The sequence below is a fragment of the Methylocella sp. CPCC 101449 genome (genome assembly GCF_031921685.1).
GTDB lineage: Bacteria > Pseudomonadota > Alphaproteobacteria > Rhizobiales > Beijerinckiaceae > Terripilifer.
Map to the genome: position 1 here is coordinate 1,050,275 of NZ_JAPDHU010000001.1, position 18,936 is coordinate 1,069,210.

The 18,936-nt window shown below is 61.0% G+C and carries 17 protein-coding genes; 8 read left to right on the forward strand and 9 right to left on the reverse strand.

The window, feature by feature from the left end; translation table 11 throughout:
- The first annotated feature begins 100 nt into the window (after positions 1–100).
- Together OIM99_RS04725 and OIM99_RS04730 are read left to right on the forward strand one after the other, a co-directional pair.
- Entirely contained in the window at positions 101–1,075 is a 975-nt protein-coding gene (locus OIM99_RS04725) for a tripartite tricarboxylate transporter substrate binding protein (protein ID WP_311849174.1), read from the forward strand.
- Between the two features lie 80 nt (positions 1,076–1,155).
- A complete protein-coding gene (locus OIM99_RS04730; protein ID WP_311849175.1) occupies positions 1,156–2,109 on the forward strand; it encodes a helix-turn-helix domain-containing protein in 954 nt (317 codons plus the stop codon).
- Here the strand turns inward: OIM99_RS04730 and OIM99_RS04735 are convergent.
- From OIM99_RS04735 to OIM99_RS04765, 7 genes are all read right to left on the reverse strand, one after another.
- Complete coding sequence (locus OIM99_RS04735; protein WP_311849176.1) at positions 2,096–3,067, reverse strand: tripartite tricarboxylate transporter substrate binding protein; 972 nt, start codon at positions 3,065–3,067, stop codon at positions 2,096–2,098. The two genes, OIM99_RS04730 and OIM99_RS04735, sit on opposite strands and share 14 nt — an antisense overlap.
- A gap of 20 nt (positions 3,068–3,087) precedes the next feature.
- Positions 3,088–4,611: an FAD-binding oxidoreductase gene (locus OIM99_RS04740; protein WP_311849177.1), complete on the reverse strand. Its 1,524-nt coding sequence runs from the start codon at positions 4,609–4,611 to the stop codon at positions 3,088–3,090.
- 111 nt (positions 4,612–4,722) lie between these two features.
- Complete coding sequence (locus OIM99_RS04745) at positions 4,723–5,484, reverse strand: ABC transporter permease (protein WP_311849178.1); 762 nt, start codon at positions 5,482–5,484, stop codon at positions 4,723–4,725.
- The gene (locus OIM99_RS04750; RefSeq protein ID WP_311849179.1) at positions 5,484–6,407 is read right to left on the reverse strand and encodes an ABC transporter ATP-binding protein; all 924 of its coding nucleotides are present in this window, start codon (positions 6,405–6,407) and stop codon (positions 5,484–5,486) included. Before OIM99_RS04750 ends, OIM99_RS04745 begins: the two co-directional genes overlap by 1 nt.
- A 221-nt stretch (positions 6,408–6,628) precedes the next feature.
- Positions 6,629–7,531, reverse strand: a complete 903-nt coding sequence (locus OIM99_RS04755; protein WP_311849180.1) for an EamA family transporter — start codon at positions 7,529–7,531, stop codon at positions 6,629–6,631.
- Between the two features lie 107 nt (positions 7,532–7,638).
- A complete protein-coding gene (locus OIM99_RS04760; RefSeq protein ID WP_311849181.1) occupies positions 7,639–8,622 on the reverse strand; it encodes a tripartite tricarboxylate transporter substrate binding protein in 984 nt (327 codons plus the stop codon).
- A 111-nt stretch (positions 8,623–8,733) separates the two neighbouring features.
- Positions 8,734–9,666, reverse strand: a complete 933-nt coding sequence (locus OIM99_RS04765; protein ID WP_311849182.1) for a tripartite tricarboxylate transporter substrate binding protein — start codon at positions 9,664–9,666, stop codon at positions 8,734–8,736.
- 206 nt (positions 9,667–9,872) lie between these two features.
- Here OIM99_RS04765 and OIM99_RS04770 point away from each other — a divergent pair, with 206 nt between their 5' ends.
- Positions 9,873–10,562: a cysteine hydrolase gene (locus OIM99_RS04770; RefSeq protein WP_311849183.1), complete on the forward strand. Its 690-nt coding sequence runs from the start codon at positions 9,873–9,875 to the stop codon at positions 10,560–10,562.
- Positions 10,563–10,571: 9 nt separating this feature from the next.
- Here the strand turns inward: OIM99_RS04770 and OIM99_RS04775 are convergent, their stop codons facing one another.
- A complete protein-coding gene (locus OIM99_RS04775) occupies positions 10,572–11,606 on the reverse strand; it encodes an extracellular solute-binding protein (protein ID WP_311849184.1) in 1,035 nt (344 codons plus the stop codon).
- A gap of 152 nt (positions 11,607–11,758) precedes the next feature.
- Between OIM99_RS04775 and OIM99_RS04780 the strand changes: the two genes are divergently transcribed.
- The 3 genes from OIM99_RS04780 to OIM99_RS04790 all read left to right on the forward strand — a co-directional run bounded on the left by OIM99_RS04780 (position 11,759) and on the right by OIM99_RS04790 (position 14,389).
- Positions 11,759–12,295 (forward strand): MarR family transcriptional regulator, encoded by a 537-nt coding sequence (locus OIM99_RS04780; RefSeq protein WP_311849185.1) that lies wholly within the window; start codon positions 11,759–11,761, stop codon positions 12,293–12,295.
- Positions 12,296–12,434: 139 nt separating this feature from the next.
- Positions 12,435–12,887 carry a tripartite tricarboxylate transporter TctB family protein gene (locus OIM99_RS04785; protein WP_311849186.1) on the forward strand — a complete coding sequence of 151 codons (453 nt, stop codon included), beginning with the start codon at positions 12,435–12,437 and terminating at the stop codon, positions 12,885–12,887.
- 2 nt (positions 12,888–12,889) lie between these two features.
- Positions 12,890–14,389: a tripartite tricarboxylate transporter permease gene (locus tag OIM99_RS04790; RefSeq protein ID WP_311849187.1), complete on the forward strand. Its 1,500-nt coding sequence runs from the start codon at positions 12,890–12,892 to the stop codon at positions 14,387–14,389.
- Positions 14,390–14,462: 73 nt separating this feature from the next.
- On the opposite strand, the gene OIM99_RS04795 is transcribed toward OIM99_RS04790, so the two are convergent.
- Positions 14,463–14,840 carry a RidA family protein gene (locus OIM99_RS04795; protein ID WP_311849188.1) on the reverse strand — a complete coding sequence of 126 codons (378 nt, stop codon included), beginning with the start codon at positions 14,838–14,840 and terminating at the stop codon, positions 14,463–14,465.
- A gap of 258 nt (positions 14,841–15,098) precedes the next feature.
- Between OIM99_RS04795 and OIM99_RS04800 the strand changes: the two genes are divergently transcribed.
- Both OIM99_RS04800 and urtA read left to right on the forward strand, forming a co-directional pair.
- Positions 15,099–17,261: a malate synthase G gene (locus OIM99_RS04800; RefSeq protein WP_311849189.1), complete on the forward strand. Its 2,163-nt coding sequence runs from the start codon at positions 15,099–15,101 to the stop codon at positions 17,259–17,261.
- Positions 17,262–17,620: 359 nt separating this feature from the next.
- Positions 17,621–18,886 (forward strand): urea ABC transporter substrate-binding protein, encoded by a 1,266-nt coding sequence (urtA, locus tag OIM99_RS04805; protein WP_311850350.1) that lies wholly within the window; start codon positions 17,621–17,623, stop codon positions 18,884–18,886.
- Positions 18,887–18,936: the final 50 nt, after the last annotated feature.

The following is an 18,936-nucleotide window of genomic DNA, read 5'->3' on the forward strand; positions in this document are numbered from 1 at the left end:
CTTTTTTACAGAGGCTTTTGTTTTCAAAAACTTTGCAAAGCGCGCGCGATCGCCTATTTTCGCGCGCCGTAATCACGAAGCCGACATAAGGGAGGGGACTATGACGATCACGCGCAAACAATTTCTGCAGGGCGCTGCGGCAGCAGCCGGCACGATCGCCATCGCGCCTGGCGTTTTCGCCCAGGAATATCCGAGCCAGAACTTTCTCGTCGTCTGCGGCTTTCCGCCGGGCAGCGGCGCCGACATTTTCGCCCGCTATTTCGCCGAGAAGATCCGCGTGAAGACCGGCCGCAACGTGGTGGTCGAAAACAAGGTCGGCGCCAACAGCAATATTGCCACCACCTATGTCGCCCGCTCGAAGCCGGACGGCTACACGCTCTATCCTTTCGCCGGCACCACCGTGGCCGCCACCATGCATCTGTTCAAGGAACCGCCTGTCGACGTCGGCAAGACGCTGACAGTGGCCGCCACCACCAGCAATCTCGCCTTCATGGCCTTGGTCGACGCCAAAAGCCCCTACAAGACCATGCAGGAGCTGACCGAGGCGATGAAGAAGAAAGGCACCAAAGCGACCTATGCGACCGCTGCCAATCCCGGCACGATCATGGGGGCGCTCTATAAGCAGGCGACCGGCATCGAAGCGGTTGAGGTCTCCTATCGCAACGCGCCGGATTCCCTCAACGAAATGCAAGACGGCAAGCTCGACTTCGCCTTCCACGATCCGATCTTCGCCTTGGCACAGGTGCGCGAAGGGCGCATGCGCGTTCTCGCCGTCAGCTCCTCCGACCGCCTGTCGTCGCTGCCCGATGTACCGACGATGAAGGAAACCGGCATTCCGATGGATCTCAACATCTGGTGGGGCGTGATGGTGCAGAAGGACACGCCGAAGCCGATCCTGGAAAGAATCAACGCGATGTTCCGCGACATTCTCACCACAGACGATACGAAGAAATTCCTCGCTCTGTCAGGTGCCGACCCGATGCTGCGCACACCGGAACAGGCCGACGCCATGTTCCAGGCCGCGATCAAGGAATGGGGCGACTACGTCAAGCTCGCCAAGATCCCGCAGAACTGAAAATTCCTGGCCAACGCGAGCGCCAATCAGAGCCAAACGGCCTGATTGGCGTTTGAAAAACACCATGTTAGCCTCGTGTCATGAGCGGCCGGACGCATTGGCAATCCTGGGACACGGCAAGAGCCAGCGGCAGTAAGATCGATTACTGGTCCGATGTCGTCGTTCGCGGCGTGATCGACGCATCGATGAAGCCGGCCACCAAGGCGTGCTTCGACGGTTTCCTGGCGAGCCGCTCGATCGAGACGGCCCGCTTTGTCTCGTTCCGCTCGCAGCCGCATCAGATCAATCGAACGACGACGCAAGCCCGCGGCGGCGACGGCCATCTCATGATCGGGCTGCAGTTGCGCGGCGTCTCCTTCATCGAACAAGGCGACACACGACTGCGGCTCGTGCCGGGCCAGATCGCCGTGGTCGACAGCAACAAACCGTTCAATCTTCACTTCCCCGATATCATCGAACGCCGCTTGATCCTGGTGCCGCGCACCTTCCTTGACTTGGGCGCGGGCACGCGGAACGACGCGCCGCACATCATCCGCTGCGAGGCGGGCGCCGCACAGGTAGCGCGGGAGGCGCTCTTGCGGCTGACCGATCTGACCTGCAACTGGTTGGACCAGGACTGCACTTTGATGATGCAGGCGTTGTCGCATCTGCTACGGACGGTGCCCGATCAACGGGCGCCGTCCGCCTCGGCAAGCCGGCTGACCCTGGCCGATATCCAGATGGAAATGCGCGCCAGGCTTTCCGACGAAAGCCTCAACCCGGCAATGCTCGCGCGGTCGTTCGGGATTTCCGTGCGCTCGCTCTATCGGCTGTTCGCGCAAGAGCGGCGGAGCTTTTCGCAGCTCCTGCTCGACTTGCGGCTCGATCATGCACGCGCGCAAATGGAAAAGGACGCGGGCCAATCCCTGACCGCCATCGCGCTGGACAGCGGCTTGAGCGATTCGGCCCATTTCTCGCGCGCCTATCGCGCCAAGTTCGGCGAGGCGCCGAGCCTCACCCGCGCCAGGCTCCGCTCGAAACCTATTCGGGCTTGATCCCGGCGGTTTCAGCCACCTTGCGAAACAACTCAAGCTCCGTGCGTATCCGTTCGGGTACTTGCGCAGCCGAGGTGGTGGACGGCTCGATGCCCAACAGACGCACCTTCGCTTGCACTTCCGGCAGCGCGAGAATCCGTGCGGTTTCCCGTTCGAGCTTGCCGACAACCGCGGCGGGCGTGCCGGCCGGCGCGAAAAGAGCGGACCATGGAACGACCTCAAAACCGGGCAGACCGGCTTCGCCCGCAGTTGGAATATCGGGCAGGCTCGGAATGCGCTGCAGCGTGGTCACCGCCAGGCCCCTCAACGTTCCGCCCTGAATCTGCGGCAGAACGGTGGAAATGTCACCAAGGGTGAGCGACACGTCATTGGCGACAACCGCCATGACCGCCGGCGCACTGCCACGATAGGGCACGTTCTGCAGTTTGATCCCAGCGCGCTGCGCGAACATTTCCGTTGCGATCTGGAACGAACTGGCCGCCGAACTGTAATTGATCTTACCCGGCTCGGCTTTGGCCAGGCGGATGAAATCCTGCAACGTCTTGGCCGGCACCGACGGATTGACAGCGACGATCAATGGAAAATGACCGATCATCGCCACCGGAACGAAATCCTCGACCGGATTGTAGTTGGCCGACTTCAACAGGAGCGGATTGACGGTCATCGCGCTGCTTGACCCGACCAGCAAAGTGTATCCGTCCGGGGTGGCGCGTCTGACGGCGCTGATCGCGACCATGCCGCTGGCTCCGGGCCGGTTCTCGACAATGAAAGTCTGACCCAAGGCTTGCTGCAGATGCTCGGCCAGAATACGCGCGAGGACATCATTTCCCCCGCCGGCGGCGAAGCCGACCATGAAAGTAACCGGGCGCGATGGATACGCCTCCTGAGCCAGAACAGGCGGGGCCCACATCAAGGCGGACAACAAAGCACTGAAGACGAAACGGCGGATCATCATCATGGAGAGCCCTCCCAAGCCTATTATTCGATACCGTAACGCCCTGGCGCAATAATTCCATTCGGATCCAGGGCCTGTTTGATGGCGGCGCAGGCATTCACAACCTGCTGCGTGCGCTGGCCCTGATGGAAGGCTTGATACTGCGTCGGCGCCCGGCCCACGAAAATGCCGCGCTCCCGAAACGCTTCGCACATGGCGCGATAACACCGGTCGGCACGCGCGGCCTCTTCGGCTTTGTCGCGATCATAGATGATGGCATGGACGCTGCGCGCGAAGCGCGGGCCACAGACAAACGAGGCCATGTAGTCGAGCCCGTTGTCGAGCGCGATCTTGCGACATTGCGCCTGGAAGGCGTTGACCATCAGTCCGTCCATCGGCGTGCCGGGGGTAAGCCAGATTGCGCCGCCGCCCGGCCGCCACTTGAGCATGCCCAATTCGCCATCGGCCGGCCGACCGGAGTTCGAATTGATTGCCGCATGGAGGTGCGGCATGGCCTGCGCATCCTCGAACGGTATGTAGCGCGCCTTGCCGGAGGCTTCGAAATGGGCACGCAGCATGTCGATGCCCGGCTTCAGCGCCTCGTCGCTGCCGCCGTAGAGCGCGCCGGAAACCGTCCACGAGCCGACGCCATAACGCTGTTGCAGATCACGGCGTTCGGCCAAGGATAACGGCGCCGCCGTCGGCGCGCCGGAACGCGGATGGCGCTCCTGCGACGACAACAAATAAAGATCGTTGGTGGCGCGAATGAGCGTCGGCACCAAGGTTTTCTTCTTCATGGCGCGGATCAATTCGATGATCTCCTGCAGATCGTCGTCATCCGGGAAGGTGAAGAAGAACGGACGAATGGCACTCGGGCGCTGGTTCAACCAGATGCCGACGCGGGTGACGATGCCATAATTGGACTGGGTGAAGAGCCCGTCCAGCGCCGGGCCGAAACTGTATTTCGTGACATGCCAATTGGGATGGGAGGACATATCGAGCCCACCGTCACCGGTGCGGATCGTGTCACCATTGCCGAGCACCACCTCCATGCCGCAGACATTGCCGAAGTGATCGCCCGCCGGCCCGCTGCCGCCGCCCTTGTCGAGCGCATTGCCGAGCAGGCTGCCATCCGGCGGCCCGGCGGTCGGCGACATCATCAACGCCGAGCCACGGCTTTGCAGCGCCTCATAGAGAGCATTGAACGTGACGCCAGGCTCGACCACGCAATAGCCGAGCTCTTCATTGATCTCGACGACGCGATTCATGCGACGACCGAGATCGACCACAACCTGGCCCGAGCGCATCGGCGCACGGGAGCCAAGCCCTAGATTGCGCCCCATGCTGATCGGAAAGAGCGGTACGCGAAACGCATTGGCATGCCGCACGATGGCTTCAACGTCCGCCGTGGAGGCCGGAAACAGAATGGCGGACGGAACGTGGTCGGCGCCGGGCAGCGTGTGGTGCCCATATTCTGCGCATTCCTGGCGATTGGAAGACAGGATGTCGGGATCAAGAGATTGGCGCAGGGTGTCAAGAAAGGCGTTCAGTTGAGCGGCGGTTGTCATGGGCGTGATCCGGTGGAATGCTGCCCGCAAGTTAGGGCGAGAGCTTTCCACCGATCTTGATCGAGCCTGCCAGTTTTCTTGTCCCCGACTGCCAAATCCCGAAGGAGCGCCCTACGGCCGCAGGCGATAGCCGGTGCGGAACACCCACCAGACGATGGTGAGACACAGCAGCATGAACAGGAAGGTCATGCCGGCGCTGATGCCGAAATTCACATCGGCCACGCCATAGAAAGTCCAACGGAAGCCGTTGACCAGATAGACCACCGGATTGAACAGAGTGACGGTGCGCCAGAGCGGCGGCAGCATATCGATCGAATAGAATGTGCCGCCCAGGAAGGTCAGCGGCGTCACGATCATCAGCGGCACGATCTGCAATTTCTCGAAACTGTCGGCCCAAAGCCCGAGCACGAAGCCGAACAGGCTGAAGGTCACGGCGATCAGAACGAGAAAACCGAGCGCCAGGACCGGATGGACGATCTCGAAGGGGACGAACAGCCGCGCCGTTGCCAGTGTGATCAGACCGATGATCATCGATTTCGTCGCCGCGGCGCCGACATAGCCGATGACGATTTCGGCCACCGAGACCGGCGCCGACAGTACTTCGTAGATGGTGCCGGTGAATTTCGGCAGATAGATGCCGAAGGAAGCGTTGGAAATGCTCTCACTGAGCAAGGTCAGCATGATCAGGCCCGGCACGATATAGGCGCCATAACTGACGCCATCGACCGTCTGCATGCGCGAGCCGATCGCCGAACCGAAAACGATGAAATAGAGCGAGGTGGAGAGAACCGGCGAGGCGATGCTCTGAAACAAAGTGCGCCAGGTGCGCGACAGTTCGAACGTATAGATCGCCCGGATCGCATGGACGTTCATCAGCGGGCCCTCACCAGATCGATGAAAATATCCTCAAGTGTGCTGCGGCGCGTTTCGATGGCGCCGAACTCCAATCCGAGCGCCGCGAGACGGCGGAACAGTTCCGCCACGTCGGCATGTTCGCCGCCATTCTGCGATTGATAGACCAGTGTGGCACCGTCGCTCGAAAGCTCGATCGGCAGATCGGACAGGCCGGCGGGTAAGGCCTCCAGCGGTTTCTTGAGTTGCACCGTCAGCTGCGATTTGCCGAGCTTGGCGAGAAGACTGGTCTTCTCCTCCACCAGGATGATCTCGCCCTTGTTGATGACGCCGATCCGATCGGCCATCTCCTCGGCTTCCTCGATGTAATGGGTGGTGAGGATGATGGTGACGCCGGATTCGCGCAGACGGCGCACCATTTCCCACATGTCGCGGCGTAGCTCGACATCGACGCCGGCCGTCGGCTCATCGAGAAACAGAATCTGCGGCTCGTGCGACAAAGCCTTGGCGATCAGCACGCGGCGCTTCATGCCGCCCGACAGCGCGCCGATCTTGCTGTCCTTCTTGTCCCACAATGAAAGATCGCGCAGCACCTGCTCGACATAAGCCGGATTGGCTTTCTTGCCGAAGAGGCCGCGGCTGAACGACACCGTATTCCAAACGGTTTCGAACATGTCGGTCGACAATTCCTGCGGCACGAGGCCGACCAGGGTGCGCGAGGCGCGGAAATCCCGGGTCACGTCATGGCCGGCGACCGTGACTGACCCGGCGGTGGGCTGCACAAGGCCGCAGACGATGCCGATCAGGGTCGTCTTGCCGGCGCCATTGGGACCCAGCAACGCGAAAATCTCGCCACGACGGATATTGAGGTCGACGGATTTAAGGGCCTGGAAGCCGGACTTATAGGTCTTCTCCAGGCCCGTGATCGAAACGATATTCTCCACTCCGGGCTCCCGCTTTCCCATCACATCAAACCGGACACAGCAAGGCTGACTGTTTCAGCCAACACAATGTCAGGATATGGCAGCAGGAAACGGACCCGTGTCCAGCGCACCGCAAGGGCGCTGGAGATATTCGCCTCGCCGGTTGAGATCAAGGGTCGCGCTTCGTTATTTCCGCGCGCCGCCGCGCAGCGATCTGCGGCGGCGCGTCAAACCGTTCAGGATCAGTTCGATGTCGCCTCTGGCCTGACCGTTGTGCTCCGACGCGCGCTGGCGAGGAGAGCGCCGACGACGATCAAAAGAGCGGAGAGACCTACGAGAAGAGTGGCCGGCGCATAGCCGGCCACAATGAGAAGCAGGGTCGAGAGGAGCGGCGCGAAATAGGACAGGGCGCCGAGTAGCGGCAGGTTGCCGTGCTTGGTGGCATGGTCCCACGCCAGGAAGGCCAGGCCCGTCGGGCCAATTCCCAGCAGCAGGATCGCAAGCGCCTGCTGGGTCGTCGGCCAGACCGTGCTCTCGAACGCCGCATGAACGATGCCGCCGGCGAGCGCGACGCCGCCGCACACGCCAATCAGCATTTCGCTCGGGACATGCGCGAAGCGATGATTGAATACGGAATAGACCGACCAGATGACCGCGCAGCCGGCCGCCGCCAGATAGCCGGCGATGCCACCAACGAGTTGCGGCTCCGTCGTCTGGTCGGCAAGGATGAGCGTGGCGCCGCCAAGCCCCAGGATCGCGCCAACGACATGTCGCATGTGAAGACGCTCGCCGCAGGGGGCCAGCGCCGCAAGCAGAACGATCAGCAGAGGCCAGAGATAGTTGATGAGACTGGCCTGCACGGGAGGGATGGTGGCCAGAGCAAAGAAATAGAGCGCATGATAAAAAAAGATGGCAAGAAAAGCAGTGATCCAGGCTTCGACCGGTTGTCGCAAGAGGGCCAGCGCGCTGCGACCTCTGATGGCCAACACGACAAGCCCCGCCAGGAAGGCCACGCCGAAACTCAGCGCCAGCAATTCAAACGGCGGTATTCCCTTGGCGCCCACGGCGAGAAGCGCCAGCCCTGACCAAAAAGCAATCGCGGCTGCGCCCACTGCCGTGGCTTTGCCCATCCGCCGATCCGTCATCCCTCTGTCCCCGAAGTCAAGCTGCTGCGCCGACATCAGGGATGACACCGAAGCCGCAGCCTTCCGCGCTTCGATGTCATCAAACCAGACGGATCACAACCGTCGAATTATTGCGGCTCGATCTTCGCCGCTTTCACGTAGCGTTCCCAATCCTGCTGGTCTTTCAACAGTTGTGCCTGGCCTTGTTCGGGCGTGCTGCTCCAGGGATCGCCACCAAACTTGGTAAGAAATTCCTTGGTCTCGGGCGTCGCGACGATTTCGCGGAACCAGGTATTGAGCTGATCGACCACCGGGCGCGGTGTCGCCGCGGGCACCATGACGGCGAACCAACCAAACAATTCAACACCAGGTACGCCTTCCTCGGTCATGGTCGGCAGATCGGGCACGGCGTTCATGCGCCTCTCGGTCGAGACGGCCAGCATGCGCCAGCGGCCGGCGGCCGTGTTGGCCATCGAGGATATGGGATCCATCATGCCATAATCGACGGCACCGCTGGCGAAATCATTGAGACTGTCGGCGGTGGTGCGATAGGGAATTTCCAGCGCCTTGATGCCGGTCGCCACCTTATAGAGTTCGCCCATCACCTTGCCGGTGGTGTTGGATTGGGCATAGCTCGCCTTTTCGCCCTTTTTAAGCATGGCGGCGGTGAGTTCTTTAAAGGTTTTGTACGGGCTGTTGACCGAGACCACGACCATGAACGGCTGCTGATTGAGCGTCGTCACCACCTGCAGTTCCTTAGCCGGATTGATCGGCGGCTTCTTGAACAGATGGAAGTTGGCGGCGGTGGAGCTGCCGGCGTGGATCAGCATCGTATAACCGTCCGGCTTGGCCCGGACCACGTATTCGGCAGCGATATTGCCGGCGGCGCCGACCCGGTTTTCAACGATCGTCGTGCGGCCGGATTTCTTGCGTAATTCCTCGGCGAAATAACGCACCGGTATGTCGGCGCCGCTACCGGGCGGAAAAGCGCAGACCACCAGGAAATTCTGCGACGGGAATTGTTGCGCCGCCGCCCCGGTGACGCCACCAGATGCAGCCAACGCGGCACTTCCCGCGCCAATCAGCATGTTGCGCCTTGATATATCTTGCATTTTTCCCCTCTCGTTTCCCTGGCGTTGAACGCCGGCAATCAATCGATTGATCCCATAGGTTTTTTCGAGCGCGCCGGCTCAATCGGGCGGTCGAAGACGTGAATCAACTGGCTATTGCGGCTCGATCTTCGCAGCCTTCACATAGCCTTCCCAAGCCTGTTGATCCTTCACCAATTGCGCCTGGCCTTGTTCGGGCGTGGTGATCCAGGGATCGCCGCCATTGGTGTTGAGGAATTTCTTGGTTTCCGGCGTCGCGACGATGTCCTTAAACCAGGCGTTGATCTGGTCGATGATCGGCTTCGGGGTCGCGGCCGGCAGCATCACGGCAAACCAGCCAAAGAGTTCGACGCCGGGCACGCCTTCCTCGGTCATGGTCGGCAGATCGGGCACGGCCTGCATGCGCTTCTCGGTCGAGACCGCCAGCATGCGCCAACGGCCGGCAGAGGTGTTGGCCATGGAGGATTGCGGATCCATCATGCCGTAGTCGACGGCGCCGCTGGCGAAATCGTTGAGACTGTCGGCGGTGGTGCGGTAGGGAATTTCCAGCGCCTTGATGCCGGTCGCCGTCTTATAGAGTTCGCCCATCACCTTGCCGGTGGTGTTGGACTGGGCATAGCTCGCCTTGTCGCCCTTCTGCAGCATGGCGGCGGTGAGTTCCTTGAAGGTCTTATGAGGGCTGTTGACCGAAACCACGACCATGAACGGCTGCTGGTTCAGCGTCGCCGCCACCTGCAGCTCCTTGGCCGGATTGATCGGCGGCTTTTTGAACAGGTGATAGTTGGCGGCGGTGGAACTGCCGGCATGAATGAACATCGTATAGCCGTCCGGCTTGGCGCGGACCGTATATTCGGCGGCGATATTGCCGGCGGCGCCGACCCGGTTTTCAACGATCGTCGTGCGGCCGGACTTCTTGCGCAGCTCCTCGGCGAAATAGCGCACCAGCACGTCGGCACCGCTGCCCGGCGGAAAAGCACAGACCACCGTGATATTCTGCGACGGGTATTGTTGCGCCGCCGCTCCGGTCAAGCCGCTCGAAACGGCCAAGGCTGCGCTCCCCGCGCCGACCAACACCTTACGCCTTGAGATGTCCTGCATTTTCCTCCCCTCTCTGTTACTGCCGGACTTTGATGCCGGCACCCCCGCCCTGCTATTTCAGGGTTCCTGCTATTGTATCGATCGCCGAAATAATGAAAAGCCTGAATGCGGATCGCCGCGGAGCGGTCGATTGGCATGATCTCTGGAGCACGCGCATGAGCACCCCGTTGGGCACCCCGTATGGATTTCCGCAATATGTGATCGACCGGGTGATGGCGAAGCGCGGCAAGCTGACCGTTTACGATCGCTTCGATCCCCGCAAGACGGCGCTGCTCGTCATCGACATGCAGAATTTCTATGTCGGCGAAATCGCCTCGGTCGTGGGCATCATTCCCAACATCAACCGGCTGGCGCAGCGCCTTCGTGCAGTGGGCGGTCAGGTCTTCTGGGTGGGCATGACGGCGGGCGAAAAAGGCAGCAGCCATTGGCCGGTCTATCACGATTATTTTTTCACGGCCGAGAAAGGCGCCAACCACCGCGACCAGTTGTCGCCCGGCCATCCCGGCCACGATTTCCACAAGGATCTCGACATCAAGCCAGACGACACGGTCACTTATAAGAACCGCTTCAGCCCGTTCGTCGAGGGCGCGTCCGACCTGCATGCAACGCTGCGGGCGCGCGGCATCGACAGCCTGATCGTCACCGGCACGGCGACCAATATGTGCTGCGAAAGCGCGGCGCGCGACGCCATGATGCTCGACTACAAGGTGATCATGGTGGCGGATGCCAATGGCGCGCGCTACCCGGAAGACCACATGGTCGGCCTCACCTCGTTCTACCAGAGCTTCGGTGATGTCCGCACGACCGATGAAGTGCTGGCCGACGTATTGCCGGCCAGCGCCTAACTTGGATCGTTATTTGTAGATCGCTTTGGCGCGATCGAACATGTCTTGAATGCGCGAGAAATCCTCGGGCACGAGCGGCTTGGCTTCTGACAATTTCTCCAGCTCCGGATCGAGCTTCTCCTTCAGATCGGAGATGACGATGCCGTGACCGTCGCGCGCGTAGACCGCCTGCGCCGTGTCGGAGAAATAGAAATTGGCGAGCAGGCGCGCCGCATTGGGGTGCGGCGCGTTGCGGAATATCCCCACGCCATAGGAACCATAGGTGACGCCTTCCTCAGGGATCACGTAACGCACCGGCAGCGGTTTGATCTTGGCATAATCGCCCAGGATCAAGGGAATATAGATCGGATATTCGCCGCGGGCAACGCGCCGGGTCGCTTCGTTATAATCGCGCACGAAGACAAGCTCCTGCGCCGCAAGCTTTTCGTGGAATTCGGCGCCCCATTTGTCATAGGTCATGTGAAACATGACGCGGCCACCGCCGGACGCACGCGGATCGTCGCTCAAAATCTTGCCCTTCCATTTCGGATCGAGCAGATCGCGCCAGCCCTTCGGCTGGTCTTCCGGCTTCACCATATTGGCGTTGATCAGGAAGCCGTAGTTGATGGTGAAGATCGGGATCACCGTATCGTCGGCGCGGGCCGCAAATTCCGGCTTCAGTCTTTTGGCATCGGGCAGGCCGCCATGGGGCACCAGCGAATTCTCGACCCGATTCGCCCCCCAGGTCTGACTCAGGGCGTTATGCGACACATCGGCGAGAAAACGACCTGTCGACTGCTCGATACGCAGTCGCTCGCGCAGCTCGCCACCGCGCGCCATGAAATATTCGACCTTGATGCCATAGGCTTTCTCAAACGCATCGCCGATCGCCTTATGCGTATTGGGCGAGACGTAGCCGGAATAGACGACGACACTGCCTTCCTTCTTGGCGGCCGCGATCACCTTGGCCCATTCCGCGTCCGATGGGGTTGGCGGCGGCGTTTGCGCCACGACAGACGTACATAACGACAGCAGACCGGCCATAACCGCGAGAACACGCCTCATCTCTTTCCTCCCTTCGAGCCGCAGGGCGGCCCTTATTGCGGTTAGCGCTGGCTTTTTCGCTCCAGCCCCGTCATCTTGAACCTCAGCCCAGTGTTTTATATAAGGGTCCCTTAGGTCTGAGCGATAGACGGCGTCAAGGAGCCAGCCAACCCGTGCAAGAGCAAATTCCCAGCACGATTTATCTGCTGCATCAAGCCGGCCAGGCGCTGCGCCTGCGACTTGAGAATGAATTCCGTGGCCTCAACATCACCGGCCTGCAATTCACCATCCTCGGCCTGCTCGACCGCTATTCCGGCCTGTCATCCGCCGAATTGGCGCGGCGTTTCTTCGTCACGCCGCAGACGATGAATCAGATTGTCGCCAATATGTTACGGCGCGGGCTCATCGAGCGTTCGGTGAGCGAAGACAACCGCCGCATTCTGAAAATGCGCTTGTCGCCGGTGGGACGCGACATCCTGCAGCAATGCACGGTGATCGCTGCCCAAGTGGAATCCGACGTGCTGGAGTGGATGACGCCCACCGCCCAGGAGGATTTCCGCAAAGTCCTGGCCACCTTGCTGCGCACGCTGCGTCCGACAGTGGGCTATACGGAGCCTCTGATGATGACAGAGGCCGACATACCCCAGCTGAACGACGCCAGCGAGACAGGGGACTTCGACGAGAACGGCAAGAAACGCGCCGCCAGCTAAACCGGAGTAAGACACCTCAATCAGACTTGCTGAACAACAATTGCATCGCACGCCGGATCAAAATTTGATCTGGCGCAAAAGGTGGCTCCGGCGTACGGAGACCACATAAAATGGTGGGACACGTCTCGGGAGAGAAATAATGTTACGCGTGAAAAGCCCCCAGGATTTCTGGGCTGGCGTCCTTTTCATCTGCTTCGGCGCCTTGGCGCTGTATCTCGGCCAGAGCTATGCGTTTGGCACGGTAACCCGTATGGGACCGGGCTTTCTGCCGACCGTGCTCGCCTGGATCGTCGTCGGGCTCGGTGCCATTATCGTGGTGCGCGGCATGGCGGTTGATGGTACGGCCATCGCACGCGGCCAGTTGCGGCCGCAATTCTTCATCCTGCTCGCCATCGTGCTGTTCGGTCTTCTGATCGAACGGGTTGGCCTGGCACCGACGATTTTCATCGTCACTCTGGTTGCCTCCATGGCAAGCACAGAAATCCGCTGGAAAGAGGCTGTCGCGCTCGGCGTCGGCGCAGCCATTTTCTCCGTTCTGCTGTTCATCAAGCTGCTCGGCCAAGCCATGCCGGCGTGGGCCTGGAGCTTCTGAACATGGATATGTTCGCCAACCTCGCTACGGGTTTCGGCGCGGCGATCACGCCGGCCAACCTGTTGTTCTGCCTGATCGGTTGTCTGCTCGGTACGCTGATCGGCGTGCTGCCGGGTATCGGCCCGATCGCGACGATCGCCATGCTGCTGCCGATCACCTTCGGCCTCGATCCGCTGTCATCGCTGATCATGCTCGCCGGCATCTATTACGGCGCGCAATATGGTGGTTCGACCACGGCCATCCTCGTGAATCTGCCCGGTGAGACTTCATCGGTCATCACCTGTATCGACGGCTATCAGATGGCGCGGCGCGGCCGTGCCGGCGCGGCGCTGACCATCGCGGCGCTGGGTTCGTTCTTCGCCGGCTGCGTCGGCACGCTGGTGATCGCCGCTTTCGCGCCGGTGCTGGCGGGCTTTGCCGAGAAATTCCGCTCGCCGGAATATTTCTCGCTGATGCTCTTTGGCCTCGTCGCCGCCGTGGTTCTGGCGCACGGCTCGGTCATCAAGGCGGTGGCGATGGTCATCCTTGGCCTGCTGTTCGGCCTCGTCGGCACGGATACGCAGGCTGGCGTGACGCGCTTCACCTTCGGCGTATCCGAACTTTATGACGGCATCGACTTCGTGCCGCTGGCCATGGGCCTGTTCGGTTTCGCCGAAATGATGGGTAATCTGGAAAAGCGCGCCGAAGATCGCAGTCAGACCCAGAAGATCGAAAGCCTGTGGCCGACCCGCGAGGAAGCCAAGCTGGCGGTGCCGGCGGCGCTGCGCGGCACGATCATCGGCTCGTTCTTGGGCATTCTGCCGGGCGGTGGCGCGGTGCTCGCCTCCTTCGCCAGCTATACGCTGGAGAAGAAGATCTCCAAATCGCGCGCCATGTTCGGCAAGGGCGCGGTGGAAGGCGTCGCCGGTCCGGAATCGGCCAACAATGCCGGCGCGCAGACATCGTTCATTCCGCTGCTGACGTTGGGCATTCCCTCGACGCCGGTGATGGCGGTCATGGTCGGCGCGATGATGATCCAGGGCATCGCGCCCGGCACCGCCCTGCTGACGGAACGGCCGACCCTGTTCTGGGGCATGATCGCCTCGATGTGGGTCGGCAATCTGATGCTGGTGATCATCAACCTGCCGCTGATCGGCTTGTGGGTGGCGCTGTTGAAAGTGCCATACCGGCTGCTGTTCCCCTGCATCCTGATCCTGTGCTGCGTCGGCGCCTATGCTGTCAGTTCCAGTACGTTCCTGGTGATCATGATGGCCGGCATCGCTCTGCTCGGCTACACGTTCAACAAGCTCGGCTGCGAATGCGCGCCCTTCCTGCTCGGTTTCGTGCTGGGCCCGCTGATGGAAGAAAACCTGCGCCGCTCGATGGTGCTGTCGTTCGGCAGCCCCAGCATTTTCGTCGAGCGTCCGATCTCGCTGGTGCTGCTGTTGATGTCGGCGGCGTTGATCGCGATCATCGTGCTGCCGTCGTTCCGCAGGACGCGCGAGGATGCGTTCCAGGAATAAGCAGGTCGCCAGACTTAAAAAGAAACCCCGGCGCCAGCGCCGGGGTTTTTGTTTGCCAATATGCCGGTGCCGGTCAGTCCATCCAAGCGACGATGTCACATTGCACGAGTTTGCCGCCGTCCATCACCACTTGGGTGGTCTGGCGCACCGGCCGGTTGGCCGGATCGGGAAACATCTGCGTCCATAGCTTGTTGAGCGCCGAGCGTTGCGACACATCGTGGATGCCGATGCTGAGCTTGACGATGTTGCTCGTATCGCCGCCGGCCGCCTTCATCACCTCAGGGATACGCGCGAACATCAGTTCGCATTGCTCTTCCATCGAGCCCGGGGGGTTGGCGTGATCGATGCCGGTGATGATGCCGGTCATCACCAGATTGCCCATCCGGCAGGCGGCGGGAATGGGATTTTGATGCGCGAAACTGTCGGAATAAATGCTTTGTCGTTTAGCCATGACTTTTCCTTGGCGGTGTCCCAGTGATCTTCCTTTTCGGGCTCTCCTTGAGGCGTTTGGCCCGATTCGAGGGTGGTCAACATAGCCGTTCGCGGCCCGCTTGTACCGCCTCGCGGTTGTGTTGCCGAAGATACCCTGAAACAGCATTTTGCAAGATATTTTGAAAGAGTTGCGGCCCATCGACAGATGCGCCGCTTTCCATAATATGGGCAAGAATAGGAACTTGGGGTTCTGACCCCTGGGTAGGAGCAGGAAGATATGGCGCGTAAGGACATTGCCGGCTTGAAGGTCGATACGGTTTTGGCGGATTTCATCGCCAAGGAGGCCATCGCCGATACGGGGGTGGAGCTCGACGCTTTCTGGCAGGGACTGGCTGGGCTCGTCCGGGATCTCGCGCCGCGCAACAAGGCTCTGCTCGCCCGCCGCGATGACCTGCAAGCCAAGATCGACCAATGGCATAAGGCGCGAGCCGGCAAGCCGCACGATCAGGCCGCCTATGTCGCCTTCCTCAAGGAGATCGGCTATCTGCTGCCGGCACCGGCGGCCAAGCCCGTCGAGACGTCCAAGGTCGACGACGAAATCGCCCGTATCGCCGGGCCGCAGCTCGTCGTGCCCGTCTCCAACGCCCGCTATGCCTTGAACGCCGCCAATGCGCGCTGGGGTTCGCTCTATGACGCGCTCTATGGCACCGATGCCATTCCCTCGGACGGCGGCGCGGAAGCCGGCAAAGGCTACAATCCGGTGCGCGGTGCCAAGGTCATCGCCAAGGGCCGCGAAATTCTCGATCAGGCGGCGCCGCTGGCCATCGGCTCGCACAAGGAGGCCACCGGCTATAAGGTGGTCGACGGACAACTGGCCATCGTCATCGACAATGGCAGCGCGACCGCGCTCGCCAATCCGGCGCAATTCGTCGGCTATGCCGGGCCGGCCGACGCGCCGACCTCGATCCTTTTGGCCAAGAACGGCCTGCATCTGGAAATCGTCATCGACCGCAATCATCTGATCGGCAAGAGCGACGCGGCCGGCGTCGCCGACATCGTTATGGAAGCGGCCATTTCCACCATCATGGACATGGAGGATTCGGTCGCCGCCGTCGATGCGCAGGACAAGACCGAGATCTACCGCAACTGGCTCGGCCTGATGAAAGGCACGTTGACCGCCGACCTCGAAAAGGGCGGCAAGACCATCACCCGCGCCCTGCACAAGGATCGCAGCTTCACCAAGCCCGCCGGCGGCACGCTCACTTTGCATGGGCGCAGCCTGATGCTGATCCGCAATGTCGGCCATCACATGTATACCGATGCGGTGCTCGACGGCAGCGGCAACGAAATTCCCGAAGGCCTGCTCGATGCCGCCGTCAGCGTGCTGATCGCCAAGCATGACATCATCGGCAAGGGCGGCCTGCGCAACAGCCGCGCCGGCTCGATCTATATCGTCAAACCGAAAATGCATGGGCCCGAGGAAGTGGCCTTCACCAGCGAAATCTTCTCGCGCGTCGAAGACATGCTCGGTCTTCCCCGCAATACGGTGAAGATCGGCATCATGGATGAAGAGCGGCGCACGACGATCAATCTCGCCGCCTGCATTCAGGCCGCCGGCGAACGCGTCGTGTTCATCAACACGGGCTTCCTCGATCGCACCGGCGATGAAATCCACACCTCCATGTATGCCGGTCCGATGGTGCGCAAGAACGAAATGCGCAACATGGCCTGGATCAAGGCTTACGAGGACAACAATGTCGACGTCGGCCTGGCGCAGGGTTTGCGCGGCAAGGCGCAGATCGGCAAGGGCATGTGGGCCATGCCCGACCGGATGGCCGACATGCTGGTGCAGAAGATCGGCCACCCCAATGCCGGCGCCAATACGGCCTGGGTGCCCTCACCGACGGCCGCCACCCTGCATGCCCTGCACTATCTGCAAGTGAATGTGGCGGCCAAGCAGGAGGAGCTGGCCAAGCGCGCGCCCGCCAAGCTCGACGACATCCTCACCGTGCCGGTGTCGCAGTCGAACTTCTCGCCGGAAGCGGTGCAGCAGGAAATCGACAACAATGCGCAGGGCATTCTCGGCTATGTGGTGCGCTGGATCGACCAGGGCGTCGGCTGTTCGAAAGTGCCCGACATTCACGATGTCGGCCTGATGGAAGATCGCGCGACGCTGCGTATCTCCAGCCAGCATATCGCCAATTGGCTGCAGCACGGCATCGTCAAGGAAGCGCAGGTGATGGAGACGATGAAGCGCATGGCGACCGTGGTCGATCGGCAGAATGCCGGCGACCCGCTCTATAAGCCGATGGCGCCCAGCTATGACGGCGTCGCCTTCAAGGCTGCCTGCGACCTCGTCTTCAAGGGCACGGCGCAGCCCAACGGCTATACCGAATTCATCCTGCACGCCCGCCGCCGCGAGGCGAAAGCGAACAGTTAATCGCTGCGATAGATCCCCCCGATCCATCGATTGACGACAATTTGCGCGCGCCACCACCCGTGGCGCGCGTTTCATTGGCAGGCTGCGCCCGCGCTCGGCAATCTGCTGCCGTTGATTGCAGCATGGCGGCCAAACTGCCTCTATTTTCAGCTCTCGATTCCAGTGCAACGCACAAAAGTTAGGCGGTGATTCAGACCGTCACAATCCGCGATATGACACCTTAAAATTCGATACTTCCCTCTATTTTCAGAAGCTTAGCCTATCGAAAAAGGCTTGGCACAAAGCTTGCGAATCCCTTGCCGGCAATCCAGCCAGTACAGGGGAGCTTCATGAGTTCATTCACGATCGGCCGCCGCGGCATGCTGGCCGGCATCGTCGGCAGCGCGATGATGTTGTCGGCGTCCTTACCCGCGTTGGCCCAAGAGACCATCAAGGTCGGCGTTCTCCACTCCTTGTCTGGCACGATGGCGATCAGCGAGACGACCCTGAAGGACGTCATGCTGATGCTGATCGAAGAGCAGAACAAGAAAGGCGGCGTCCTCGGCAAGAAACTCGAAGCCGTCGTCGTCGATCCCGCCTCGAACTGGCCGCTCTTTGCCGAAAAGGCGCGCGAACTGATCACGCAACAGAAGGTCGCCGCCGTGTTCGGCTGCTGGACCTCGGTGAGCCGCAAGTCGGTTCTGCCGGTTTTCAAGGAGCTCAACAGCATCCTCTTCTATCCGGTGCAGTACGAGGGTGAAGAGAGCGAGCGCAACGTATTCTACACCGGCGCCGCGCCGAACCAGCAGGCCATCCCGGCCGTCGACTATCTGATGAGCAAGGACGGCGGCGAAGTGAAGCGCTGGGTGCTGGCGGGCACCGACTACGTCTATCCGCGCACGACCAACAAGATTCTCGAAGCCTATCTGAAGTCGAAGGGCGTCGCCGACGCCGACATCATGATCAACTATACGCCGTTCGGTCATTCCGACTGGCAGACGATCGTCTCCGACATCAAGAAGTTCGGTTCGGCCGGCAAGAAGACGGCGGTGGTTTCGACCATCAACGGCGATGCCAACGTGCCGTTCTACAAGGAACTCGCCAACCAGGGCATCAAGGCAACCGACATTCCCGTCGTCGCCTTCTCGGTCGGTGAAGAAGAACTGGTCGGCGTCGACACGTCCAATCTCGTCGGTCACCTCGCCGCCTGGAACTATTTCGAGTCGGTCAAAAACCCGGCCAACGAAGAGTTCATCAAGAAGTGGCAGGCCTTCACCAAGAATCCGAAGCGCGTCACCAACGATCCGATGGAAGCGCATGTCATCGGCTTCCAGATGTGGGTGAAGGCGGTCGAAAAGGCCGGCACCACCGATCCCGACAAGGTGATCGACGCGCTGCCGGGCACCGAAGCGCCGAACCTGACCGGTGGCATTTCGAAAATGCTTCCCAACCACCACATCACCAAGCCGGTGATGATCGGCGAAATCCGCAAGGATGGTCAGTTCGACGTGGTGTGGCAGACCAAGGATCTGGTGCCGGGCGACGCCTGGTCGGACTTTCTTGACGGTTCGAAGGATCTCGAAGCCGATTGGGTGACCAAGAAGTGCGGCAACTTCAACGTCAAGACCAATAAGTGCGGCAGCTAATCAGCTGACGCACCTTCCGGCGGCCGCTTTCCCTCCTCCTCAGGCGGCCG